Raw genomic sequence first — 23769 nt, 5'->3', positions numbered from 1 at the left:
TGATCAGGCCGCCGGGGGCGCGCTGTCGCCGATAACCGGAGCGACTACCATGCGCTGCAGGATCGAGGCAACCTGCATGGCATCGTGCCGCTGATCCGGTGCTTGCACGGTGCTTGCATCGGGCACCTGCCCGGCGTTGCTGCTGCGGGTCGCACGTAGCCACCAGGCCAGAACCTCGATCGTCGCGCTGACGGCGTGGGTCAGGGCCAGCTCTGCGGGAATGCCCGGCGCGGTGGCGGACACGCGGTCGCTGCAGGTGCGGGCCTGACGCAGCACTTGCGCACGCACGATGTCGGCTGCGCCGCCGGTCAACAGGGCACGCCACAGGCTCTCGTTTTCCTCGACGAAAGTGCACAGGCGATGGATGGCCTGCTCGCCGCTCTCGTGGCGCAGCGTGGGCAGGATCAAGTCCAGCAGCTCGGAAATCTGTCCGATCGCGATGTCGGCCAGAAGCGCTTCGCGTGTCTGGAAGTGACGGAAGAAAGTAGCGTAGCCGGTCCCTGCGCGCTTGGTGATCTCACGCACGGTGAGCTGGTCGAAGGGGCGTTCGGTCAGCAAGGACAGGAGGGCTGCGTGAAGCGCCTTTCGCGACCGGATCTGGCGGGCATCGGTGGGGGCGTCGGTCTTGAGATCCAGAAGGTCAGGCGTCATTTGCGCGCCCGTATCACCGAGGTTGCCACCTGTCCAACAGGTGGTTGATTATATTGTAGAAATATTTGTGAAAGGTTGAGCTTGCCGCGCTCAGCCTTCGCCGATGCGATCCGCGTAGAGCAGTCGTCCGCCCGAAAGGTGCCACAAGGCTTCGTTGAAGTTGCTTTCACTCATTGCGAAGCACCCCTCGCTGCGGCCCAGCTTGCCCCACTTGTCGATCATGGCAGTGTCGACGTACCAGGCCGGGTGCATGACGATCGCGCGATCGAGCGCCATAGAGTTGTCCTCGTCGAGGCCGAGCAGGCGGATCGAGGTTCCGTATTTTCCCTTATACCACTCGGCCGTCAGGAACGCGCCGCGCGAGGTCGCGAGCGAACCCGGGCGGTTCGAGAAGTTCTGCAGCCAGCCGCTATGGCCCGGGTCCGAGCCGCGTCCGTGCGCGAGCAGGAACGAGCGGACCGAGCCGTTCTCGAGGTTGGCGAAATGCAGTCGCGGCTTCCACGAGGGTTGGGCGAAATCGGCGATGCCGACCAGATCGCGCCGCCACACAGCGTCGCCGACGCGCTGCAGCTGCTGCGCGGCAACATCGAGGATGCGGCGTTCGTAAGGCGTGGTGGAAGCAGGGGTTGCACCGATGCTTGCCGCAAGAGCACGCCCGGGCAGGGCCATGCCCGCGCCAAGCGCCATGGCACCAGTGATGAATTCGCGACGACCCCAAAGGTTCTTCATGATGTGACCATATCACTTCGCCGGGGCCAGTACCAGAGCCTCGGGCGCGCTCCGGTCGCCGTTTCGGCGCGTCCTGCCGCCAGCAGGCAAGCTGGAAGCGGAAGAGGGCGCGGGGTCAGGTGACGCGGCGCCCTCTTCGATTTGCCGGGTATCGGGTTCAGGCCGACTTTGCCGCAGCGCTCTTCGCCGACTTCGCCGGTTTCGCCCCGTGCTCGCGCATCCAGTCCTCGAGCACCGGAGCGATGCGGGTGCGCCACTTAGAGCCATTGAAGATGCCGTAGTGGCCCACGCTCTCGGCGAGATAGTACTTCTTCTTGGTCTCGGGCAGGTTGGGCGCGAGGTGCAGCGCGGCGCGGGTCTGGCCGATGCCCGAGATGTCGTCCTTCTCGCCCTCGACCGCGAGCAGGGCGGTGTCGCGGATCGCGCCAAGGTCGATCACCTCGCCGCGATGGACGAATTCGCCCTTGGGCAGCGAGTGCTTCTGGAACACGTGCTCGACCGTCTGCAGGTAGAAGTCGGCGGTCATGTCGCAGACCGCGCGGTACTCGTCGTAGAAGGCCTTGGTGGCAGCCGCGCTCTCGCCATCGCCTTCGACGAGATGCTTGAACATGCCGTAGTGGCTCATCATGTGGTTGCCCAGGTTCATCGCCATGAAGCCGGCGAGCTGCAGGAAGCCGGGGTACACACGGCGGCCAGCGCCAGGGTAGGTGAGCGGAACCGTCGCGACCACGTTGTGTTCGAACCACGAGAGCGGCTGGTTCATCGCCACGTCGTTGACGCTGGTGGGCGCCTCGCGGGTGTCGATCGGTCCGCCCATCATGGTGAGCGTCGCCGGGCGGCACGGATGCTTGTGCTTGCCCATCACCGCGGCGGCGGCATAGGCCGGAACCGAAGGCTGGCACACGGCGAGCACGTGCGCGCCTGGGCCGATGTGATCGAGAAAGTCGATCAGGTAATCGATGTAGTCGTCGAGATCGAAGCGGCCCGCGCTTTGCGGCACCATCTTGGCATCGGCCCAGTCGGTCAGGTAGACGACGCTCGATTCGAGCATGCGCGCGACCGTTCCGCGCAGCAGTGTGGCGTAGTGTCCGCTCATCGGCGCGACCACCAGCAGACGCGGCGCATCGGCGGGAAGATCGTCGCGCTCGAAGCGCAGCAGGTTGCCGAAGGGGCGGTGCAGCACGATCGATTCGGTGATCGCATGATCCTTGCCCGCGACCTCGACGGTCTCGATGTCGAAATCGGGCTTGCCGCGCGGCGCGGTGGCGTGGGCGAAGACGTCGAGCGCGGATGCCATGACCGGGCCCAGGCCGAAGTAACCCATGGGAAGGGCGGGATTAGTCAGCATCTCCGCACCAACCGAGGCCCATGCCGCGGCGCCGCTGAGCATGGTGCGCTGCAATTCGTAAGCGTTGTAAAGCAAGACGTGTCTCCAGAGCGCGGCTCGGCCGCTCGTTGCCTGCGAGTTTGCCCGTATCTGGTGGCTAAAGCGTGCAGGTGCAATGCGGCATTTCCGAATAGTGAGCGATATAGGATCGATCACGACCGGGAAATTGTTCCCAGGGTCGGCCCTGCCTGATCGTCGCAACAGAGGGCGCTACCGCGCGCGGATGGGCGAGACCTGTGATGTGCAGCCTCCTGCGCACTTCCCCTGAGCGGGATGAGGTTGTAAGGCCCCGCGAATGGACGCCCGCAACGGCCAGGCCGAACCTCTCGCACCCGAAACCGTCGATCAGACGAGCCCCTCTTCGCAGGAGACGTCGCCCGACGCTCCCCAGACCGGCGAGGATGCCGCGTCCGGCAAGAGCAAGCGCAGCCTTCGCCCGCTGGCGATGGTCTGGCGCGAGCTGTTCAACTACCCCGGGCGCATGGTCACCGCCGGCCTCGCGCTGCTCACCACGGCAACCTCGACGCTCGCCATCCCCTACGGCTTCCGGCAGGTCATCGACCAGGGTTTCGCGCAAGGCGCCGATCATGGCGTGATCCGCAACTGGTTCCTGATGCTGCTTGGCGTCGTGGTCGTGCTCGCGGTCGCGACCGCCATCCGGTACTACTCGGTGTCCTGGCTGGGCGAGCGGGTCATCGCCGACATTCGCCTTCGCGTGCAATCGCACCTGCTCAGCCTCGCGCCCTCGTTCTTCGAGGAGAACAGCCCCAAGGAAATCGCCTCGCGCATGACCGCGGACACCGCGGTGATCGAGCAGGTCGTCGGATCGACCGTCTCGGTCGCGCTGCGCAACGTGATCATGGCGATCGGCGGGGTGATCTATCTCTTCGCGCTCGCGCCGATGCTGACGGCGGGCCTGCTCATAGCGATCCCGCTGGTGATCCTGCCGATCACGGTGTTCGGCAGGCGCTTGCGTGCAGTCGCCCGCAAGAGCCAGGACCGCGTCGCCGATATCGGCGCGATGACCTCGGAGGTCCTCGGCGCGCTGCGCGTGGTCCAGGCCTTCAACCAGGAAGGACGCGAGGCCGGGCGCTTCGCCGGTGCGGTCGAGAGCACCTTCGAGACCGGACGCCAGCGCATCCACATCCGCGCGGTGATGACGGGCGTTCTCATGTTCCTGATCTTCGGTGCGATCACCGCGATCATGTGGCGCGGTGCGATCGGCGTTGCCGAGGGCACAATCACCGGCGGCACCATCGCGGCTTTCGTCGTTACCGCGGGCATCGTTGCGGGGGCCTTCGGCTCGCTGACCGAGGTCTACGGCGATCTCGTGCGCGGAGCGGGCGCGGCCAGCCGTCTTGCCGAACTGCTGGCCGAGCGTCCTGCGATCGCGGCCCCGGCGCGCGCTCAGGCCATGCCTGAGCCGGGACGCGGCAAGATCGCGTTCGAGAAGGTCACCTTCCGCTATCCGGCACGCCCTGACGTGGCTGCGCTGGTCGATTTCAACCTTACCGTCGAGCCGGGCGAGACTGTCGCCATCGTCGGCCCTTCGGGGGCGGGCAAGTCGACCCTGTTCCAGCTCGCCGAGCGTTTCTACGACCCGCAGGGCGGCGCGATCAAGATCGACGGCGTGCCGCTGACCTCGACCGATCCGGCCCAGGTGCGCGCACGTATCGCGCTGGTGCCGCAGGAAGGCGTGCTGTTCGCTGCCAGCGCCCGCGAGAACTTGCGTTACGGCAAGCCGGACGCCAGCGACGAGGCGATCTGGGAGGCTGCACGCGCGGCCAATGCCCAGGGCTTTCTTTCGCAGCTACCCGAGGGTCTCGACACTTTCCTCGGCGAGGACGGGGCGCGTCTGTCGGGCGGTCAGCGCCAGCGCATCGCGATTGCCCGCGCCCTCTTGCGCGACTCGCCGATCCTGCTGCTCGACGAGGCGACCAGCGCGCTCGACGCCGAAAGCGAGCGGCTCGTGCAGGATGCGCTCGAGCATCTGATGCAGGATCGGACCACGCTGGTCATCGCGCACCGCCTCTCGACCGTGCGCAAGGCCGACCGGATCGTGGTGATGGACGGGGGCCAGATCGTCGAACAGGGCACGCACGAATCGCTCGCGCAGGCGGGCGGGCTCTATGCGCGCCTGGCGGCGCTCCAGTTCGACGCGGCGCAGTTCGATGCAGCGAGGGCTGACAAGGTCTGAGTGCGCCTCACGCGGGTTACGGCACTTCGACGAAGCGTAGACTCGCATCTGCAAACGACATTTTAGCTCTGGCATTGCGGCAAGCTGCAATTATGTTGCGGCGAATTGATTGACTTCGTTCAATCGACGCAACCGGGTTTCCGGCCCGAGCAAAGGGTGTTTCATGAGCAAATTCAAAACGCGCGCGTTCGCCGCGGCTGCGAGCATGTCCGCAATCGTTATGAGCCTCTCCACTTCGACCGCCATGGCTGCCGATGCAGATGGTGCGACCGCGACGGTCTCGACCGACTGGGGCGATTTCGGCGTGCAGACGCAGTGGATCGACGAGTCCGTGAAGCCGGGCGATGATTTCGACGAATTCGTCAACGGCAAGTGGAATGCCACTGTCGAGCTTCCCGCCGACCGCACCCGCTGGGGCTCGTTCATCGAGCTGAGCGAGCTGTCGCAGCAGCGCCTGCACACGATCATGGACGATCTGCTGGCCAGCAAGCCCGCCGCCGGCAGTGACGCGGCCCGCGTCGCGGCTGCCTACTCGGCATTCATGGATACCGATGCGATCAACGCTGCCGGAATGGCGCCTGCGCAGCCCTACCTGAACCGCATCTTCGCGGCGAAGAACGCGACCGATCTCGCGACGCTCTTCGGTACGCCCGGCTTTGCTTCGCCGATCGGTGCCTATGTCAGCGGCGATCCCAAGCAGAGCGAGATCTACGCGCTGCGCACGTATGTCTCGGGGCTGGGACTGCCCGATCGCAACTACTACCTCAAGACCGACGAGCGCTCGCGCATGCTGCGCGAGAAGTACGTCGAGTATCTCACGTTCGTGCTGGGCAAGGCTGGTTATGCCGATCCTGCCGCAGCCGCCAAGGCGGTGCTCTCGCTCGAGACCCAGTTGGCGCAGGCCGACTGGGACCGCGCGGCAGGCCGCAACCGCGACCTGACCTACAACAAGCTCTCGATGTCCGAGTTCGAGGCGCTCGGTGCGCCGGGCGTTATCTCGACCTTCCTCGGCACGATGGGTGCCGACAAGGCGGATTACGTGCTGGTGAGCGAGATGCCGCCGAGCGCTGAGGAGCTGCAGGCCGCCAAGATCGAGCCGGCCAAGGTGCCTGCGCTGTTCGGCCCGGGCATGCCCGCCGTCGCCAAGATGGTCAGCGACGTCCCCGTCGCCACCTGGCAGGCCTGGCTCGCCGCCGCGTTCCTGCGCAGCCACTCCTCGGTGCTGCCCAGCGACATCGACGATGCGACTTTCGCATTCTACGGCACCACGCTGACCGGCCAGCCCGAGCAGCGCGCTCGCTGGAAGCGCGGCGTCAGTGCGGTCGAGGGCATGGCGGGTGAACTGGTCGGCAAGATCTACGCCGAAAAGTACTATCCGCCCGAACAGAAGGCCGCGATGGAAGCGCTCGTCGCCAACTTGCGCAAGGCGATGGCGGCGAACCTTCAGGACCTCTCGTGGATGGGGCCCGAGACCCGCAAGGAAGCCAAGGCCAAGCTCGATGCCTTCACGCCCAAGATCGGTGCTCCCGACGAGTTCAAGACCTACGAGGGTCTGACCTTCTCGGCGACCGATCCGCTCGGCAACATGATGGCCGCGGGCAAGTGGGGAAGCGATTTCCAGATGAACCGCATCGGCGAGCCGGTCGATCGCAGCGAGTGGGGCATGCTCCCCGAGACGGTCAACGCCTACTACAATTCGACGATGAACGAGATCGTGTTCCCGGCCGCGATCCTGCAGCCGCCGTTCTTCAACCTCACCGCCGACCCGGCCGTGAACTACGGTGCGATCGGCGCGGTGATCGGCCACGAGATGGGCCACGGCTTCGATGACCAGGGCTCGAAGTCGGACGGTACCGGCAACATGCGCGACTGGTGGACCGCCAGCGACAAGGCCAACTTCCAGAAGCTGCAGGACGCGCTCGAGAAGCAGTACAATGCGCTGTGCCCGTTCGACGATGGCCAGACCTGCGTCAACGGCAAGCTGACCATGGGCGAGAACATCGGCGATCTTGGTGGCCTCAGCCTCGCTTACCGCGCCTACAAGATGTCATTGAATGGCAAGGAAGCGCCGGTCATCGACGGCTTCACCGGAGACCAGCGCTTCTTCATGGGCTGGGCGCAGGTGTGGCGCAGCAAGGTGCGCGAGGAGCAGGCGCGCCAGTACCTCGTCACCGATCCGCACTCGCCGCCGCACTACCGCATCAACGGCATCGTGCGTAACTTCGACGAGTGGTACAAGGCCTTCGACGTGAAGCCCGGCGAAGACCTCTATCTGGCTCCGGAAGACCGCGTCCGGATCTGGTAAAAACCAGCAGGCGGAACGGTTTCGAACCCGTTTCGAAGGGATTTTTTTGCAGTGCAGCGCGTGTCGGGTTGACTTGCCCGCCACGTGCTGCATGACCTTCGTCCCTGATGGATCTTACACTTACAGCTATTCTCCTCGGCATCGTCGAGGGCCTCACCGAGTTTCTCCCGGTTTCTTCGACGGGACACCTCATCCTCGCCACGCGACTGTTCGGTTACGACGCGGCGCAGTGGTCCACCTTCAACATCGTCATCCAGCTCGGTGCGATCCTCGCCGTGATCGTGCAGTTCTGGCGCACCTTCTGGGCGGTCGGTACCGGCCTGCTCAAGTTCGAGCCGGTCTCGCTGCGCTTCGTGCGCAACGTGCTGCTTGCCTTCATCCCCTCGGCTGTCCTCGGGCTCGCGCTCAAGGACTATATCGACATCCTGCTCGGTTCGCCCAACGTCGTGGGCTGGGCCCTGATCATCGGTGGCATCGCCATTCTGGTGATCGAGCGTATCGCCAAGCCCGGCCCGCTCACCGGGGTCGCCGAACTGCCCGCGCGCCAGTGCGTGGGCGTCGGGCTTGCGCAGTGCCTTGCGATGGTTCCCGGCGTCAGCCGTTCGGGCGCCACGATCATGGGGGCGCTGGCGATGGGCGTGGAGCGTCGCACCGCAGCCGAATTCAGCTTCTTCCTCGCCGTTCCCACGATGATGGGCGCGACCACGCTCGAACTGTGGGGCGCACGCGATGCGCTGATGGCGGGATCGGGCCCGGTCGGCTGGGGCGAGATCGCGATCGGCTTCGTCGTCTCCTTCATCGTCGCGCTGGTCGTGATCAAGGCGTTCATGGCCTTCGTCAGCCGTTCGGGCTTCTCGCCCTTCGCCTGGTATCGTATCGTCGCGGGTACGCTGGCGCTGGTGCTGCTGGCGCAGGGCTGACGGAGAGGGGGCTTCCATGGTGAAACGGCTCAAGCGCAAGGCATACGAAGCCGCTCTTGAGCCGATGGAGGCCGAACTCGTCGCCATGGCCCGCTGGGCACGGGTGACCGGCCAGCGCATCGTCGTTCTGTTCGAGGGACGCGACACCGCCGGCAAGGGCGGGGCGATCAAGGCGCTGGCGGGCAGGCTCAATCCGCGCCAATGCCGCATCGTCGCGCTGCCCGCTCCGAGCGAGCGCGAGCAGAGCCAGTGGTATTTCCAGCGCTTCGTTCCGCACCTGCCGGCCAGCGGCGAGGTCGTCCTGTTCGACCGCTCGTGGTACAACCGCGCCGGCGTCGAGAAGGTGATGGGCTATGCCAGCGAGGACCAGGTCGAGCGCTTCCTGCGCGAGGCCCCGGTGTTCGAACGTTCGCTCGTCGATGATGGCATGCTGGTGTTCAAGTACTGGCTGACCTGCGATCAGGAGATGCAGGAAGAGCGCCTGCGCGAACGGCTGGACGAACCGCTCAAGCGCTGGAAGCTCTCCCCGGTCGATCTGGCTGCCCGGGACAAGTACCAGGCCTATACCGATGCGCGCGAGGCGATGATCGCGGCGACGCACAGCGATCATGCCCCGTGGACGCTGGTCGACTTCAACGACCAGAAGCTGGGGCGCCTGACGCTGATTCGCGATTTCCTCGACCGGCTCCCCGACACCTACATCGAGCCGCCCGAACTCGACTTCCCCCCGCTGGGTCATGCGCCCCTGAAGGAGGAATTCGGCGTTCTCAAGCCGATCCCTGCGTTCAAGTCGGCCTGATCGGCCCCCTTTCGCTTGACTCGAAGCGGCCGATCGCGCATGGGCCGCAGCCTTGAAGGGCGGCGTCTCGATGCCGCCCGATGTTTTTCAACTCCCATGCCGGCCTGCCAGGGCGGCTGAAACGAGAGATACAGGAAACCGCCATGGCGAAGCCCGCAACCGTCAAGATCCGTCTTGTCTCGACCGCTGACACCGGATTTTTCTACGTCACGAAGAAGAATCCCCGGAACACGACCGAGAAGATGAACTTCCGCAAGTACGATCCCGTCGTGCGCAAGCACGTCGAGTTCAAGGAAGCCAAGATCAAGTAAGGTTCACGGTCAGTTCAAGGCCGTGGACGCAAGAGGCCCGGCAATGAAGATACTGACCAAGATCCTTAGTTCGTGCACCAGCGCGGCCGTTCCCTTCGCAATGGGAGCTGCCGCGCTTGGCATTTGTGCCACCGGCTTCGTCGCCGGACTGGCACCTGTCCCGGCCATGGCCGCCACCCCGTCCGCATCGCTCCAGCTCGACCAGGCGGTGAAGGCGCTGCGCGCGATCGACACGATGAAGGCCGACTTCGTCCAGACCGATCGCAGCGGACAGCGCGTGGGGGGCGAGCTTACCCTCAAGCGCCCGGGGCGCATCCGCTTCCAGTACGAGAAGGGCGTGCCGATGCTGATCGTCGGCGACGGCAAGGCGCTCACCATGATCGACTACGAGGTCAATCAGGTCCAGCGCTGGCCGATCAAGAACAGCCCGCTCGGCGCGCTCCTCGATCCGGGCCGCGACGTCGCCAGGTTCGGTCGGGTGATCGATACCGGCAATCCCAACGTGATCTCGATCGAGGTGCGCGACAAGGGGCATCCCGAATACGGGATCATCACCTTGATCTTCACGCGCAAGGCCTCTGCGCCCGGCGGGCTCGAGCTGAGCTACTGGGTCGCACTCGATTCGCAGAACACGCGCACGACGATCCAGCTGACCAACCAGCGCTATGGCGTCGCCGTCGCCGACAATGCCTTCCGCTGGACCGATCCGCGACCGCGGCGCCGTCGCTGAGGCGCTGAGGCCAAGCCCGCTCCCGTCAGATCACGCAGCGCCTCCGGAGCGATCCGGGGGCGCTTCCGCGTGGCGCAGGGCGGCGGGTGCCGCCAGCGCCGTTGTCCCTCCGGTCGCTGCCCCGGAGCAGCTTGTCGCCACTCGCCACGACCATGCGACAAACTGCGACACTTTCCTGAATTTCGTTCACTTGGCAGACAGCCACGAGCACCTACATAGGTCTTGTCAGGAAGACGGGAGGCGGGTTTCCCCCCTGTTGCCCAAGCCTCCACCAACGGCTTCCTGATCAAGCGTGACGAACGCTGACAGGACCCTCGAGCCCTTGCCCCCGGCTCGAGGGTTTTGTCGTTTCCGGCGTCCTTGTATCCGGGCTGCAGGGCAATCCTCCCGCACCACTGGAAATTCCTCGTGGCGATGCCTAAAGCGGGCGCCATGAAGATCGCCACCTGGAACATCAATTCCGTCCGCCTGCGCATCGACCAGGTCGAACGCTTCCTGACCGAGCATGCCCCCGACGTCCTGTGCCTGCAGGAAATCAAGGTCGCCGAGCACCTGTTTCCGCACGAGATGTTCGAGCGCCTCGGCTACACCCACCGCGCCATCCACGGCCAGAAGGGCTATCATGGCGTCGCCACCGTCTCGAAGGTGCCCTTCGTCGAGTTCAGCCGCCACGACTGGCAGGACAACGGCGAGGCCCGTCACGTCGGCGTGGAGTTGCAGGGCGCGGGTAAGGGGATGATCCTCGAGAACGTCTATATTCCCGCCGGCGGCGATATCGCGGACCGCGCGGTCAATCCCAAGTTCGGCCAGAAGCTCGACTTCCTCGAGCGCATGACCCGCTGGAGCGAAAAGATCGACCGTCCGACCATGATCGTCGGCGACTTCAACATCGCCCCGCTCGAATGCGACGTCTACGACCACAAGGCGCTGCTCAAGGTCGTCAGTCACACCCCGATCGAGGTCGAGACGCTGGCACGCCTGCAAGCCGCGCACGAGTGGGTCGACCTTGGCCGCAAGTTCATCCCTGCGCCCGAGCGCAACTATTCTTGGTGGTCCTACCGCAGCTACTGGCGCCAGAAGGACCAGGGGCGCCGCCTCGACCACATGTGGGCCTCGCCCGATCTCGCGGCGCAGGCGACCGGGCACCATTTCGTTGAGGAGACGCGTCGCTGGGAGCAGCCGAGCGACCACATCCCGCTCGTGACGGAGTTCTCGCTCTGAGCGCTCAGGACCTTCCTGTCGGGGCACTGCCGTCGGCCGGTGCGCGCCGAGTTGCGCTGGCAATCGACGCGCTGCGCCATGGCTGGCCGATCCGTATCGGCGAGGGGCCTGCGCTCTTGCCGGTCGAGACCGGTTTCGCGCCCGGCCTGACCGGACCGCGCATGCTGATCTCCGCAGCCCGGGCGGTGACGCTCAAGCTTGCCAACCAGCGCGAGGCTGCGGTGCCCGAGGCGCCGGTGCTGATCCGGGGGGCGGAAGTCTTCGACCTCGATCTCGCTCGCGCGATCGCCGATCCGGCGCTCGATCTCGTGCATCCGATGAAGGGGCCTTTCGCGGCTGAATCAATGAAACAGCCCGAGGCTGCCCGCACCGCGATGGAGCTGGCGCGGATCGCCGGCATCCTGCCTGCGTTTCTCGTCCTGCCCGACCTGATGGGCGAAGTGCAGCAGGTTTCGGGCGTGGATCTTGCCGAGTGGAAGGATACCCGCCGTCTGCTCGTCGCCTCGCGCGCGCGGCTGCCGGTCGAGGTCTGCGAGAATGCCGAGATCGTCGCCTTCCGTTCGCTCGATGACCTGCGCGAACATGTCGCGCTGGTGATCGGTACACAGAACGGCGAGAAGCCGCCGCTCGTGCGCTTGCATTCCGAATGCCTAACCGGCGACATCCTCGGCTCGCTCAAGTGCGACTGCGGGCCGCAGCTCAAGGCCGCGCTTGCGGCGATGGCACGTGAGGCCGAAGCGGGTGGATGGGGCGTGCTGCTCTACATGCGCCAGGAAGGGCGCGGCATCGGGCTCGTCAACAAGCTGCGCGCCTATCGCCTGCAGGACCAGGGCTTCGACACGGTCGATGCCAACAACCGTCTGGGCCTGCCGACCGAAGCGCGCGACTTTCCGGTTGCCGCGCGCATGCTCGAGCTGCTCGGCGTTCCCGCGATCCGCCTGATGACCAACAACCCCGCCAAGGTCGAGGCGCTGCGCGGCGTCGGCGTGGACGTGCTCGAGCGCGTCCCGCACCAACTGCCCGCCAACCCGCACAATGCGCGCTACCTCGATACCAAGCGCGACCGGACCGGCCACATCCTGTAATTGCTGGATGCACGAGGCCCCGGCGTTTGTGTGCCGCAGGCCTCGCGGGGCGTGGCTGCACTACTGTTCTTCGATGCGTTAGGCCGGGGCGCGGGCGGGATGCTGAGGGGGGAACCGCGCCCCGGCCTCGCCGTCACGGTGCCAAAAGGGAAATGGCACCCGCGACGGCGGCAACCGCGCCTGCGAAAAGGACTGCCTTGCCGATGTCTTTCGGCTTGAAGCGATCCACGTGCGTTGCGCGGTAGGCTTTGTACTGGGCGGTTATCGCGGGGTCTGCGGCGAGAAGGCCGAGATCGAGCGGGGTCGCAATGCGATCGAACCAGTTGTCGAGATAGGCGAGATCGCCGTCTTCGAGATTGTCCGGGTATCGGCTCAGAAGCTGGGCGACGAGCGTCCGTTCGTCTGCGGCAACAACGCCGGCGTTATCGATGGGCATGGAAAAATCGTCCTGAAAACGTGTTCTTGAGCGGCGCGCGAGGATCGGCGCACCGCTTGCGAGCGGCGTTTCAGGCGACGGGAGGGGCGGTCGAGCGTGGTGGTCTTGCCGGGTGCTCGTCCCAAGGCGGTCCGCGGGCATCGAACCAGGGCGAGGCCGAAGCCTGTACGAGGCGTTCGGTTTCGGGCGGTGCAGGTCGACCGAGCGCCGGAGCCATCGGCTCGGGCGGCTGGGGCTGTGGCTGGACCGAGGCATCCTCGCCGCGGCGGGTCGAGGCGAGCGCAAGCTCGCTCGTCGCCGAACTCCAGGCCGATCCGCTCGCCCGTTCGAGCGGCGCACGAATGGGTTCCGCCGCCTGCAGGCCGATCGCGGCGAGCAGCAGCAGGCCCCAGATGCGCATGCGCAACAGGATGATCAGGCGGGGGGACATGGTCGCCTAGATAGCGCTGCTAGGCTGCTGCGGCAATGGCCGAGAATTCGACGGGGGCAGCAGTTGCCGCTTGTCAGCGCTGTTCGTAGCGCACGAGACCGCTGCCAAGGCGGTTCTCGCCCAAGCTCACGGCATCGCCCGACCAGTCGGCGACGAAGGCGCTGCGCCTGTCGATGCCGGGCGCAAATCGCGCGTCGTTGTTTTCGACCACCAGCCCGCCCGAGGAATGATTGCGGTGCTCGGCGGCAACGGCAATGAACGCGGAATAGTTCTCCTTGTCGCGCCCCTGCACGAACCAGTTGCCCGCGATCCGACCGGTCGATCCGTCGGCGAGGTCGATCATGTAGTTGGTCGCGCGGCCGCGGGTATCGTCGAAGCTGGAGCCCAGGATGGCTACGCGCGCGGCGCGGCTCTTGACGTAGTGTCCGCCCGTACCTGCCTCGAAACGGCTGCGCGTCACGCTCAGCGATCCGTAGTTGCCGATATAGATCGAGTGGGCGCAGCCCGAACCCTCGCAGGTGCCCAGCCGGGTGAAGGTTGACTTGTCAATGGTGATCGAGGCGGCAGGATCGTCGCCGGTCAGCAGGCCCTGCTCACTGTCGCGAAACCACGACTGGGAGACCGAGAGGCTGCCGTGTTCGAGGCGGATGCCAGCGCCGTTCTTGTCGGGCACGCGGATGTTGGCGAAGACCATGCCGCTGACCCGTGCCGAGCGTCCGCGCAGGACCAGTGCCGCCTTGTCCTCGCAGGCCCGCCCGTCGAGCACGGCCTGACCCGGCACTTGTGCCTCGTAGGTAACGTCGCCCTGCGTCTGGATGCCGCAGTCGGCAAGCCGGGCAGGGGCCATGCGGATCGTGCCGCGCCCCGCGCCGATGGCATCGATCGCGTCCTGCAACCGCCCGTAGCTACGCCCGGTCTCCACGACGATATAGGCCTTGAGTTCCGGCTGGGAGGCCTGCTGGGCGAGGGCTGCACCTGCTGGCAGGAGCGGGCCTGTAGCCAGCATGAGCAGGTGGCCGATCTGGCGTGCGATTCGGGGCGCGAGGTTCATGCACCGCGTTTACACCGCAGCGGTGGCCAAGGCGTAAACAGCTTTGATCGCGTCCCGAAAAGGAACGCCGTTCCAGTGGCTTGTAAGTAGCTGCGGAAAAGAGCGGATTTTCTAGTCGCGCTCACCCCAGCGCCATTTCCATCCGCCGCGCGTGCGCTTCGCGGCGAGACTGACGAAGATCGCAGTGACAAGCGCGAAGAGCGCTCCGGCTAGCGTGGCAGGCAGGCTCGATGGCTCCTGTAGCGCGCGAACCAGACCGGCAAGGCTGGCCAGCCATGCCACGATCAGGGCCCAGCCCTGCCAGGCTATGGGCAGCCCGGCACCATAACCGAAGCGTTTGGGGGCGAACCAGTCGCCTTTTGCGAACAGCTTGTGCAGCATCACCTAGTCTCCTTTGGGCGGGCGACCGCGGCGCGGCGGTTCGCTTGGCTTCACCTTGACCCCGCGCCGGGCCAGCGCCTCGCGCAGCAACACTTCGACTTCGGCATTGACCGAGCGCAGGTCGGCTGCCGCGACTCGTTCGAGCGCCTCGTGCAGCGCAGGATCGAGCCTGAGCGCAAAAGCCTTCTTTGCCGGACTGGGCATCTCGTTACCGTCGTATCGATCCTAGTTGTACAGCGACCCGGCATTGACCACCGGCTGGGTGTCGCGCTCGCCGCACAGTACCACCATCAGGTTTGAGACCATTGCTGCGCGCCGCTCGTCGTCGAGCTCGACCACTTGCTTGCTGGACAGCTCATCGAGCGCCATCTCGACCATCGAGACCGCACCCTCGACCAGCTTGCGCCTTGCCGCGATCACCGCTTCTGCCTGCTGGCGGCGCAGCATGGCGCCGGCAATCTCGGGGGCATAGGCAAGGTGCGTGAGGCCGCACTCGTCGACGGTGACGCCGGCCACGCGCAGGCGGTCGTTGAGCTCGTGGCGCAATTCGGTGTTAACCGCCTCGTGGCTTCCGCGCAGGGTCATGTCCTCGTCCTCGCCGTCGTAGGGATAGCGCGAGCCGATGGTGCGTACCGCGGCCTCGATCTGGACGTCGACGAAGGCCCTGTAATCGTCGACGTCGTAGAGCGCCTGCGCGGTGTCGGCGACACGCCACACGACATTGGCGGCGATCTCGACCGGATTGCCGCGCAGGTCGTTCACCTTGAGCTTTTCCGAGACGATGTTGTTGGTCCGGACCGAAACCTTGGTCTTCATCATCCAGGGCCAGGTCCAACGCAGGCCCGTCGTGCGATCGGTCCCGCGGTAGCTGCCGAACAGGACGATGGCCGCGCCCTGGTTGGGCTGGACCATGTAGAAGCCGGGAAGCACGAGCAGCGCGGCAAGCGCGCAAGGCACCAGCAGCAGCAGGAAGAACGGGGAGCCCGCGCTAACTCCGCCGACAACGCTGAACAGGGCAAGCAGCACGAGGCCTGCCAGCACGAACAGCATGACATAGCCGTTGAAGGCGGACGCGGGGCGCTCGCGGCTCGCGTTCATGGGCTTGTCCGGATCAGTCATCAGATTCTCCCCCGTTAAAAAGTGATGTCACTATAATATCGTTTTGACCCATTCGTCAATGAAATCCGGGTTCATCTCGCCCGGGGCTGCTGTTCGAAGCGCCTTGAAAGCGGAGTGAATTGGTCCTATTAAGGACTTGCGGGCCGGGCCCCTCTGGCGCGGCGCTTCGAAGGATTGGCGGTTATCCTGCCTTTTCACGAGCGCCACGTGATGTCGGACCGCATCGGGTGAGACCCGATGCAGGATCCTGACCTTAGCAAATCCAAGGGATCCATCCGCGAAGGACAGCGCCGGGCGAACCGGCCATTCGAGGATCGCTGAAAGTCTCGTCCGATCGAACTCAACCCGTTCGATAGGGAACGTGATATGACCAATACCAAGTTTCGCATGCTGGAACGCCTTCAGCGTCTCGATGCGCTGCTGCGCATCGCGCAGCGTCGCAAGCAGGTCGACCCGGCCGAGCTGTTCAGCCTGCACCTCGCGAAATCGACGATCAGGGACGGGCTCTCGCGGCTGTCTGCCCCCATGCAGCCTGCTTGACGCAGCCCGATCCCCGCGCCGGCGCGTAGTACCCCTTCCTCGCGCCGGCGCATCCTTTCGACCCGTCCAACGGTTGCACCATCATGGAATTTCTCAACGACTTCTGGCTGGGGACCCCGGCCTGGTTCTGGCTGGCCTTCGTCGGCCTCGTCATCGCGCTCACCGCGTTCGATCTTGGCATCCTGCACAAGGACGACCGCGAGATGGGCATCGCCGAATCGATCAAGCTCTCGGTCTTCTACATTGCCATCGCCATGCTCTTCGGCGGCTGGGTCTGGCTGCAGAAAGGTCAGGACGCAGGGCTCGAGTACTTCACCGGCTATTTCATCGAGAAGGCGCTCTCGATCGACAACGTCTTCGTGATCTCGATGATCTTCGGCTTCTTCGCCATCGCGCCGCGCTACCAGTACCGGGCGCTGCTCTGGGGCATCCTCGCGGTGATCGTGCTGCGCGGGGCAATGATCGCGGGCGGCGCGGCGGTGATCGCCAAGGCCTACTGGGTCATGTACCTGTTCGCAGGCTTCCTCGTCTTCACCGGGGTGAAGATGCTGTTCACCGGGCAGCACGATCCCGACATCGGCAACAACCGCGTGGTGCGCTGGATATCACGCCACATGCGCGTCACGCGCGAGCACCATGGTCACCACTTCTTCGTCCGGCAGGGCAAGGCCGGCGGCGGCATGGCCTGGGCGGCGACGCCGCTGTTCCTCGCGCTGGTGGTGATCAACCTTGCCGACCTCGTGTTCGCGGTCGATTCGGTCCCGGCGATCTTCACCATCACCACCGACACGTTCATCGTCTACACCTCGAACATCATGGCGATCCTGGGCCTGCGCGCGCTCTACTTCGCGCTCGCCGCGATGGTGCACCGCTTCCACTACCTCCAATACGCACTGGCGCTGGTGCTCGTGTTCATCGGCGGCAAGATCTTCGTCTCGGACTTCCTGCTGGGCGGCGCCAAGTTTCCGCCGCTGCTCAGCCTTGGCGTGACGCTCGCCCTGATTGCGGGCGGCGTGGTCTGGTCGCTGGTGCGCACTGCAGGCGAGAAGCCCACAGGCGGGTCGGGCTGATCGTCTCAGGCAGAAGCGCGCACGACCTCGAGCCGCTGGCGTACGTCCGCGAGGTCGGGGCCGACGAGATGATGCTGCGCCTGTTCGACGAGCGCTTCGGCCTCGGCGAGCAGCAGCGCGCGGCGATGCGGCCCGGTGACGAGCCGGGCTGCGCGCTCCAAGGTCTCGAGCGCGACCAGCGAGGCGAGGCGGCTGGTCGCGACCGCGCCGCGGGTCGAGACCAGTCCACGCTCGAGGAAGTGCGCAAAGTCACTGTGGCAGCGCGAGAGCGGGCAGGCCGGATCGCCGCCGTTCCAGTCCTCGGCAGCCAGATTGCGCGTGCCGCAGGCGACTGTCGCCGCGCCCAGCCAGTGCAGGGCGGTGATCGCGGTGAAAGGGTCGTTGATGCCCGGCGAAAGCGCGCGCAAGGCGATCTCGACCAGTTCGTCGATCGAGAATTCGAGATCCTGCTCGGTGGTGCGCGTGGCGCCCACCGCGAGGCAGGCGCGGATCTGTTCGCCGACCTCGTCGGGCAGATGGCGCGCGTCGGTGCGGGCTATCTCGACGCCGGGATAGACGAAGTCGCCGGTGCGCACGTTCAGCCCGATCAGAAGATCGTGCTCGCGCGCGATGTCGAGCAGAGAGCCCAGCTCGAGGATGCGCACGTAGCCAGTCTTGGTCGCGCACACCGCCTTGCCGTGGGGCAGGGGGCGGACTGCGGGGTCGCGCTCGCCCTTCTGCGGATAGCGCTTCTCGATCGCGGTCAGCAGGCGCTTGCCGATCGATTCGAGTACGACGTTGATGCGGATGCTTGCCGGGATGTGGTGGAGGAAATAGACCAGTACGCCGACCGCGACGATCATCAGCGCGAAGGCGACGAGCAGCGAGAGTTGCGGCGCAAAGGCACCGGCAGGGCCGCCGGGGGTCTCCTCGGCGGTGCGAACTGCGCGCAGGACTGTGATCGCATAGACGAAGGTGCCGATGAAGGTCGCTAGGCTGAACTGGTTGCCGCGATCCTCCATGAAATTGGTCAAGAGGCGCGGGCCATAATTGCCGCTGGCATAGGCGACTGCGGCGATGGTGATCGAGAAAACGGTCGCGGCCGTGCCGATCATCGCGCTGGCGAGCACGCCCAGCATGTTGGAGGCACCGTCGGGACGGACCGGGACGATCATCTTGTGCCCCTCGAGCCAGTCGGCGGCACCGTGCCGGTCGAGATGGATGGTGGCGAGTGCCAGCACGAGGCCGAATACCGCGAACAATGCGGGGTAGAACCAGTAGCTGGCGCGCAGCGCGAGCCAGGCCGAATGCAAACGGGCGATCATTGACCTTTTCCCTCCACGGCGCAAAGAGCGCCAGCACCGCGCTTGTTCCCCACTCTTCCGCAGGAACCGACCCTCGATGACCCGCCTGATCGCGTTCAACAAGCCTTTCGAGGTCCTGCCCCAGTTCACCGACGCCAGGTCGCCGAGCCCGCGCGCGACGCTTTCGGACTATATCGATGTCCCCGGCGTCTACCCTGCCGGGCGGCTCGACCGCGACAGCGAGGGGCTGATGCTGCTGACCGACGATGGCCGCCTGCAGGCGCGCATCTCGGACCCCAGGTACAAGCTGGGCAAGACCTATCTGGTGCAGGTCGAGGGCGAGATCGGCGAGGAGGCGCTCGAGAGCCTGCGCCGCGGCGTGGTGCTCAAGGACGGGCCCACGCGTCCCGCCCGGGCGCGACGCATCGAGGCACCCGAGCTCTGGCCGCGCAACCCGCCGGTGCGGTTCCGCAAGTCGGTGCCCGACTGCTGGATCGAGCTGACCTTGCACGAAGGGCGCAACCGGCAGGTGCGGCGCATGACCGCCGCCGTCGGCCATCCGACCTTGCGGCTGGTGCGCTGGAAGGTGGGAGAATGGTCGCTCGAGGGGCTGCAGCCGGGGCAATGGCGCGAGATCGCGGTTTGAGCCTCGAAGGACCCGTCATCTGACCGGCAAGGCGGGCGGGGCCATGCTTGGGCACGCCCCCGCCCCTTCCGGTGTTAGCTGGCCGGGCGCACGCCTTCCAGATTGTACTTCAGGTAAGCGTGCAGCATCGCCGCGCGGACCGCATCCTCGGCAGGGTCCGCACCGACCGAGTGCCCGCCCTCGCGGTACTCGTGATAGAAAACAGGGTTCCCGTAACCCTGGAGCCTGGCGGCCATCTTGCGGGCATGGCCGGGATGCACGCGGTCGTCCTCGGTCGAGAGGTAGAAGAACGGCGCGGGGTAATGCGTGCCCTTCTTCACGTTCTGATAGGGCGAGTACGTCTTGATGAAGGCCCAGTCGCCCGGCACGTCCGGATCGCCGTATTCGGCCATCCACGAGGCACCCGCGAGCATGTGCGAGTAGCGCTTCATGTCGAGCAGCGGCGAGCCGATGATCGCCGCGCCGTAAAGGTCGGGGCGCTGGGTCAGCGCGACGCCTGCCATGAGGCCACCGTTCGAGCGGCCCGAGACCGCGATCTTGCCCCTGGCGCTGATCCCGCGCGCGACGAGGTCCTCGGAGACGGCATAGAGATCCTCGTAGGCGCGCTGGCGGTTCTCGCGCAGCGCCGCATCGTGCCAGGCCGGGCCGTATTCGCCGCCGCCGCGGATGTTGGCGAGGACATAGGCATTGCCGTCCGAGACCCAGAACATCGCGAGCGGACCGGCGCGATAGGGCTCGGTGGTGAGATAAGTCGGCGTCTGCGCGGCGCGGAAGCCGCCGTAGGCGTGGACCAGTGCGGGGACCGGGCCGCTGGTGCCCTTCTTGCGCGCGAGGAAGTAGGGCACCCTGGTGCCGTCCTTCGAGGTGGCGAAGTGCTGCTCGAGAGTGAAAGCCGAGGCATCGAATTTGGCGGGCAGCGACTGCAGCGCCTTGGGCGTGCCGCTCGCGTCCACCGCATAGAGCGTGGGCGGCTGGAGGAACGACTGCGCGGTGACGAAGGCCATGTCGGCCTTGTCGGCAGCGGCATCGAGGCTGATCGTGGCGTTGTCGGGCAGGGCGACGGTGGTCACCGACCAGGTGGTCTCGTCACGCGGGACGAGCTGGAGCAGGCGGCCCGAGACGTCGTCGAGCAGCTTGATCCACAAGGCATGGTCGGTGGTGGTCACGCTCTCGATCGCCTGCGACTTCTCGGGCGCATAGACCGAAACCGGTTCACCCGGCTTTCCGGCGAGGATGTCGGCGAGCGTCCAGCTGACCAGCGCGCCAGCGGGATGCGTGCCCAGCGGCTTGTTGAGGAAGGCGATCAGCTTGCCGTCGATCAGGCCCTCGAAGTCCGCGCTCTCGGGCAAGGGCAGGGCGATCAGCTTGCCGTCCTTGCCCTCGACCCACATGTCCTTGGTGTAGAAGCTCTTGTTCACCGTCACGAAAGTGCGGCGCACCTTGGCGTCCATCGCCGTGAACACGCCGAGCCCCATGTCCTGCGCGCCCGCTTCCTTGACGAGGCTTGCCGAGGCGAGCGGGGTGCCGCGCTTCCAGCGCTTGAGGATGCGCGGGTAACCGCTGGTGGTGAGCGAACCCTCGCCGTAGTCGGTGGCGACCAGCAGGGTGTCGGCATCGGCCCAGGTCACGCGGCTCTTGGCTTGCGGAAGCGTGAAGCCGCCTTCGACGAACGTGCCCGTCTTGCGGTTCCACTCGCGCACGACGTCGGCATCGCTGCCGCCCGGGCTCAGCGAGACGAGACAGCGCACGTATTCGGGGGCGAGGCAGTCCGCGCCGTGCCAGACCCAGCTCTTGCCCTCGGCCTTGCCCAGAGCATCGACGTCGATCAGCGTCTTCCATTCGGGCTTGCCCGCAGTGAAGGAGGCCAGACTCGCCTCGCGCCAGACACCGCGCGGATTGGCCTTGTCACGCCACAGGTTGGTGACGACATCGCCCATGACAGTGCCGGGCGCGGCAATGTGGCTCTCGTCGGTGAGGATCGAGAAGGCGGCGGCGCGATCGGTCTCGAAACCGGGCATCGCGCGAAGGGTCTTGTCGGTCGCCGCGTTCCACGTCTCGACTTGCTGGAGCGCGCGCTCGCCATGGATGTCCTCGAGCCAGAGAAAGGGATCGGCGCCGGAGGCCGTGCCGGTCGCGGCAACGAGCAGGGGGGCGGCGGCTATCGCTGCGGCGAACTTAATCTTGCGGGGGGCTGGCATGATCGAACGACCTCTTGAAACTTCCGTTAAGCGCGGTGCTAGCCCCTGCCGCCGCGCGATGCCAGCCCTGTCGTCTCGCGGTCAGAGCGGACGCGCTGGCTGGCTATCTCTGCTCCAATGGTCTTTGCTGCGGTCCGTGGCCGGGTGGCAATTCAGGAGGGAAACGGTGATGGGCACAGTTCGGGGCGTGGTCTGCGCGTTTACAGCTGCGATGGCGTTCATGTTCGCTTCGGGCAGCCATGCTGCGCAAGATGCAGGAGCGAAGGACGATCCGCTCACGAAGCCCATCGCCCTTGAGTACGCAGATGCCTTCGGGGAGCCGGGCGCGCCACGGCTCGTCCACGGAGCGACATGGGCGCTCGGTTCGCCCATGCTCTCGGTGACGGTGATCGACAGCGGCGAGGGTCTGTTGCTGATCGATGCCGGGCTCGCGCAGTGGGCACCGCAGATCGCCACAGAGCTCGCGATGATCGGGCATGACATCCGCGACTTGCGCTACATCCTGTCGAGCGAGCCGCACTACGATCACGCCAGCGGCATTGCCGCGCTGGTCCGTGCGAGCGGGGCACAGGTCGTGGCGAGCGCGGCAGGGGCGGCGGTGCTGCGCGCCGGGCACAGCGAGCGCAACGACCCGCAGCTTGGCGAGCTCTTCGCCTATCCACCCGTCGCGTCGGTGCGCACGATTGCCGATGGCGAGACGATCGTGCTCGGCGATCTCGTCGTTACCGCGCATGCGACGCCGGGGCACACTCCGGGCAGCATGAGCTGGTCCTGGCGAAGCTGCGCAGGGCCACAAGGAGCGCCGAATTGCGAGACGATCGTCGCGGCAGCAAGCCTGACCTCGCGTACCGATGGCACCTACCGCTTTTCGGCGCCCGCCAATGCCGCGGCCCTCTCCGCATTTCGCGAAGGGCTCGCGCGCCTCGCAGAACTGGACTGCGACCGGGTTATCGCGGGCCATCCTGCCCACGCGCAGGCGAGCGGGGCTACCGGAGCCGAGCCATGCCGCAGGCTCGGCAGATATTACGCCAAGGCTCTCGATGCGCAGCTCGCCGCCGAGAGCGGGCAGGAAAGCGGCGTCAACTGAGCCCCTCGGCCGGCGCGACGAGAACGCCGCGCGCGACGAGATCGCGGATTTCGGCGCGCTGCAGGTCTGCGTGCTCGCTGCCGTCGACGGGTGCGACCCGTGCAAAGCCGTTGGCGCGCGCGAAGCGGGCCGAGGCGTAGCCGGGTGCGTGCAGGGCGCTCTGGAGCTGGAGCAGCACATTGCCCGACCCCGGAGTACAGCGCGCGCGGCGCAGCGCCTCAATGTCGAGCGTGGCGAGGCTTGCGCCTTCGCTGCCGTCGCGCGAGGCGGCCATGACGTTGCCGTGGAAGTCGACGATCTCGCTGGGCTGCATGATCCCGGGGCCAGGCGCTTCTGCCGTGCCGGTCGGGCCCAGGTTCGCGGTGAGCATGTAGGCAAGGTTCTCGTAGGCGCGCACCCGGCGGGCCATGACCGGGATCACCGGGTCGTGCGCATCCGGGCTGTCTCCTCCGCGCCGCGAAACGTGGCTGGGCGCTGCGTTCGGCGAGGCGAGGCAGGTCGCGATCACTTCAGCGCCCCGAAACACGAGGTCGCGCACCATCTCGGGCCAGACCGGGTCGGTACCGATGGTCACCGCGATGCGCCCGATTGCGGTGTCGGCGACCGGAAACAGCGAATCCTCGCCAAAGCGCGCGATCCACTCATCGAGCACGTCGCCCGGGCGGGTCTTGTTGGTGAGGTCGTAGAGCTTGCGATAGGTGAGGACCGGGCCGTTGTCCGGATCGAGCAGCATGCCCGAGAGAAAATAGCGTCCGGGAAAGTCCGCGATCCGCTCGACCGGATTGAACACTACATATGCCCCGGCACGCCGGGCGGCCTGCGCGATCCGCTCGACTTCAGGCCCGTCGGCGGCAATTGCGCCCGCATGCCATTGCTGCGCGGTGAGCCGTGCGAGCGGCAATTGCAGGCAGAACTCGGAGAAAACGAGGAGTTTCGCGCCGCTCTCGCCCGCAGTCTGCTCGATCGCCTGCGCCACGGTCTCGACGTTGGCGGCAAGGGCTTCGGGGAGAAACGCCCCGTCGCGCGTGAAGGTCGGCAGCACCCGTGTCTGGACGCAGGCGGCGCGGTAGGGCTCTATCGCCGGGCGCGGCGCTGCAATCGGGCGTGTCGCCTTGTGTGCGATTGCAGCCGTGCTCGCGACCCCTGCGGAGAGCGCCATGCCCGCGCGCAGGGTGTCGCGGCGTGAGGGCATG

The 23769-nt window shown here is 66.3% G+C and carries 24 protein-coding genes; 12 read left to right on the top strand and 12 right to left on the bottom strand.

Annotated elements, in window-relative coordinates; all coding sequences use genetic code 11:
* Positions 1-3: 3 nt before the first annotated feature.
* The 3 genes from I5E68_RS14625 to I5E68_RS14615 form a co-directional block, all read right to left on the bottom strand.
* Positions 4-651 (bottom strand): TetR/AcrR family transcriptional regulator, encoded by a 648-nt coding sequence (locus tag I5E68_RS14625; protein WP_197165275.1) that lies wholly within the window; start codon positions 649-651, stop codon positions 4-6.
* Positions 652-741: 90 nt separating this feature from the next.
* Positions 742-1380: a murein L,D-transpeptidase catalytic domain-containing protein gene (locus I5E68_RS14620; protein ID WP_228727207.1), complete on the bottom strand. Its 639-nt coding sequence runs from the start codon at positions 1378-1380 to the stop codon at positions 742-744.
* Positions 1381-1537: 157 nt separating this feature from the next.
* Positions 1538-2803: a polyhydroxyalkanoate depolymerase gene (locus I5E68_RS14615; protein ID WP_197165274.1), complete on the bottom strand. Its 1266-nt coding sequence runs from the start codon at positions 2801-2803 to the stop codon at positions 1538-1540.
* Positions 2804-3062: 259 nt separating this feature from the next.
* Here I5E68_RS14615 and I5E68_RS14610 point away from each other — a divergent pair, with 259 nt between their 5' ends.
* From I5E68_RS14610 to ribA, 8 genes are all read left to right on the top strand, one after another.
* On the top strand, positions 3063-4964 hold the full coding sequence (locus I5E68_RS14610) for an ABC transporter transmembrane domain-containing protein (protein ID WP_197165273.1): 1902 nt from the start codon (positions 3063-3065) through the stop codon (positions 4962-4964).
* A gap of 163 nt (positions 4965-5127) precedes the next feature.
* Complete coding sequence (locus I5E68_RS14605) at positions 5128-7269, top strand: M13 family metallopeptidase (protein WP_197165272.1); 2142 nt, start codon at positions 5128-5130, stop codon at positions 7267-7269.
* A 107-nt stretch (positions 7270-7376) separates the two neighbouring features.
* Complete coding sequence (locus tag I5E68_RS14600) at positions 7377-8189, top strand: undecaprenyl-diphosphate phosphatase (RefSeq protein ID WP_197165270.1); 813 nt, start codon at positions 7377-7379, stop codon at positions 8187-8189.
* A gap of 16 nt (positions 8190-8205) precedes the next feature.
* On the top strand, positions 8206-8988 hold the full coding sequence (ppk2, locus tag I5E68_RS14595; protein WP_197165268.1) for a polyphosphate kinase 2: 783 nt from the start codon (positions 8206-8208) through the stop codon (positions 8986-8988).
* Positions 8989-9131: 143 nt separating this feature from the next.
* Positions 9132-9299: a 50S ribosomal protein L33 gene (gene rpmG, locus I5E68_RS14590; RefSeq protein ID WP_039391223.1), complete on the top strand. Its 168-nt coding sequence runs from the start codon at positions 9132-9134 to the stop codon at positions 9297-9299.
* 43 nt (positions 9300-9342) lie between these two features.
* Positions 9343-10029 carry a LolA family protein gene (locus I5E68_RS14585; protein WP_197165266.1) on the top strand — a complete coding sequence of 229 codons (687 nt, stop codon included), beginning with the start codon at positions 9343-9345 and terminating at the stop codon, positions 10027-10029.
* 432 nt (positions 10030-10461) lie between these two features.
* On the top strand, positions 10462-11250 hold the full coding sequence (xth, locus tag I5E68_RS14580; protein WP_197165264.1) for an exodeoxyribonuclease III: 789 nt from the start codon (positions 10462-10464) through the stop codon (positions 11248-11250).
* On the top strand, positions 11199-12335 hold the full coding sequence (gene ribA / locus I5E68_RS14575) for a GTP cyclohydrolase II (RefSeq protein WP_197165681.1): 1137 nt from the start codon (positions 11199-11201) through the stop codon (positions 12333-12335). Before xth ends, ribA begins: the two co-directional genes overlap by 52 nt.
* Before the next feature lie 133 nt (positions 12336-12468).
* On the opposite strand, the gene I5E68_RS14570 is transcribed toward ribA, so the two are convergent.
* From I5E68_RS14570 to I5E68_RS14545, 6 genes are all read right to left on the bottom strand, one after another.
* On the bottom strand, positions 12469-12771 hold the full coding sequence (locus I5E68_RS14570; RefSeq protein ID WP_197165263.1) for a hypothetical protein: 303 nt from the start codon (positions 12769-12771) through the stop codon (positions 12469-12471).
* A gap of 70 nt (positions 12772-12841) precedes the next feature.
* Entirely contained in the window at positions 12842-13201 is a 360-nt protein-coding gene (locus tag I5E68_RS14565) for a hypothetical protein (RefSeq protein ID WP_197165262.1), read from the bottom strand.
* Between the two features lie 73 nt (positions 13202-13274).
* Positions 13275-14252 carry a right-handed parallel beta-helix repeat-containing protein gene (locus I5E68_RS14560; RefSeq protein ID WP_228727206.1) on the bottom strand — a complete coding sequence of 326 codons (978 nt, stop codon included), beginning with the start codon at positions 14250-14252 and terminating at the stop codon, positions 13275-13277.
* A gap of 111 nt (positions 14253-14363) precedes the next feature.
* Positions 14364-14633, bottom strand: a complete 270-nt coding sequence (locus tag I5E68_RS14555) for a hypothetical protein (protein WP_197165261.1) — start codon at positions 14631-14633, stop codon at positions 14364-14366.
* Positions 14634-14636: 3 nt separating this feature from the next.
* Positions 14637-14837 (bottom strand): type II toxin-antitoxin system antitoxin, encoded by a 201-nt coding sequence (locus I5E68_RS14550; protein ID WP_197165260.1) that lies wholly within the window; start codon positions 14835-14837, stop codon positions 14637-14639.
* Between the two features lie 21 nt (positions 14838-14858).
* On the bottom strand, positions 14859-15752 hold the full coding sequence (locus tag I5E68_RS14545; protein WP_197165259.1) for an SPFH domain-containing protein: 894 nt from the start codon (positions 15750-15752) through the stop codon (positions 14859-14861).
* A gap of 366 nt (positions 15753-16118) precedes the next feature.
* On the opposite strand from I5E68_RS14545, the gene I5E68_RS14540 reads away from it, so the two are divergent.
* Both I5E68_RS14540 and I5E68_RS14535 read left to right on the top strand, forming a co-directional pair.
* Complete coding sequence (locus I5E68_RS14540; protein WP_197165258.1) at positions 16119-16292, top strand: DUF465 domain-containing protein; 174 nt, start codon at positions 16119-16121, stop codon at positions 16290-16292.
* Between the two features lie 83 nt (positions 16293-16375).
* Positions 16376-17362: a TerC family protein gene (locus tag I5E68_RS14535; protein ID WP_197165256.1), complete on the top strand. Its 987-nt coding sequence runs from the start codon at positions 16376-16378 to the stop codon at positions 17360-17362.
* Positions 17363-17367: 5 nt separating this feature from the next.
* Here the strand turns inward: I5E68_RS14535 and I5E68_RS14530 are convergent, their stop codons facing one another.
* Positions 17368-18666 carry a DUF2254 domain-containing protein gene (locus I5E68_RS14530; RefSeq protein ID WP_197165254.1) on the bottom strand — a complete coding sequence of 433 codons (1299 nt, stop codon included), beginning with the start codon at positions 18664-18666 and terminating at the stop codon, positions 17368-17370.
* Positions 18667-18742: 76 nt separating this feature from the next.
* On the opposite strand from I5E68_RS14530, the gene I5E68_RS14525 reads away from it, so the two are divergent.
* Positions 18743-19291 (top strand): pseudouridine synthase, encoded by a 549-nt coding sequence (locus tag I5E68_RS14525; protein WP_197165252.1) that lies wholly within the window; start codon positions 18743-18745, stop codon positions 19289-19291.
* 74 nt (positions 19292-19365) lie between these two features.
* Here I5E68_RS14525 and I5E68_RS14520 read toward each other — a convergent pair whose 3' ends face one another.
* The gene (locus I5E68_RS14520; protein ID WP_197165249.1) at positions 19366-21489 is read right to left on the bottom strand and encodes a prolyl oligopeptidase family serine peptidase; all 2124 of its coding nucleotides are present in this window, start codon (positions 21487-21489) and stop codon (positions 19366-19368) included.
* A 169-nt stretch (positions 21490-21658) separates the two neighbouring features.
* Between I5E68_RS14520 and I5E68_RS14515 the strand changes: the two genes are divergently transcribed.
* Positions 21659-22576, top strand: coding sequence for an MBL fold metallo-hydrolase (locus tag I5E68_RS14515; protein WP_197165247.1), 918 nt, complete (start codon positions 21659-21661; stop codon positions 22574-22576).
* Here the strand turns inward: I5E68_RS14515 and I5E68_RS14510 are convergent.
* Positions 22569-23768 carry a nitrilase-related carbon-nitrogen hydrolase gene (locus tag I5E68_RS14510; RefSeq protein ID WP_197165245.1) on the bottom strand — a complete coding sequence of 400 codons (1200 nt, stop codon included), beginning with the start codon at positions 23766-23768 and terminating at the stop codon, positions 22569-22571. The two genes, I5E68_RS14515 and I5E68_RS14510, sit on opposite strands and share 8 nt — an antisense overlap.
* Position 23769 lies beyond the last annotated feature (1 nt).

Source organism: Novosphingobium aureum (genome assembly GCF_015865035.1).
Classification (GTDB): domain Bacteria; phylum Pseudomonadota; class Alphaproteobacteria; order Sphingomonadales; family Sphingomonadaceae; genus Novosphingobium; species Novosphingobium aureum.
Note: the sequence above shows the minus strand (reverse complement) of the source record. Positions and strands in the feature narration are given on the sequence as shown.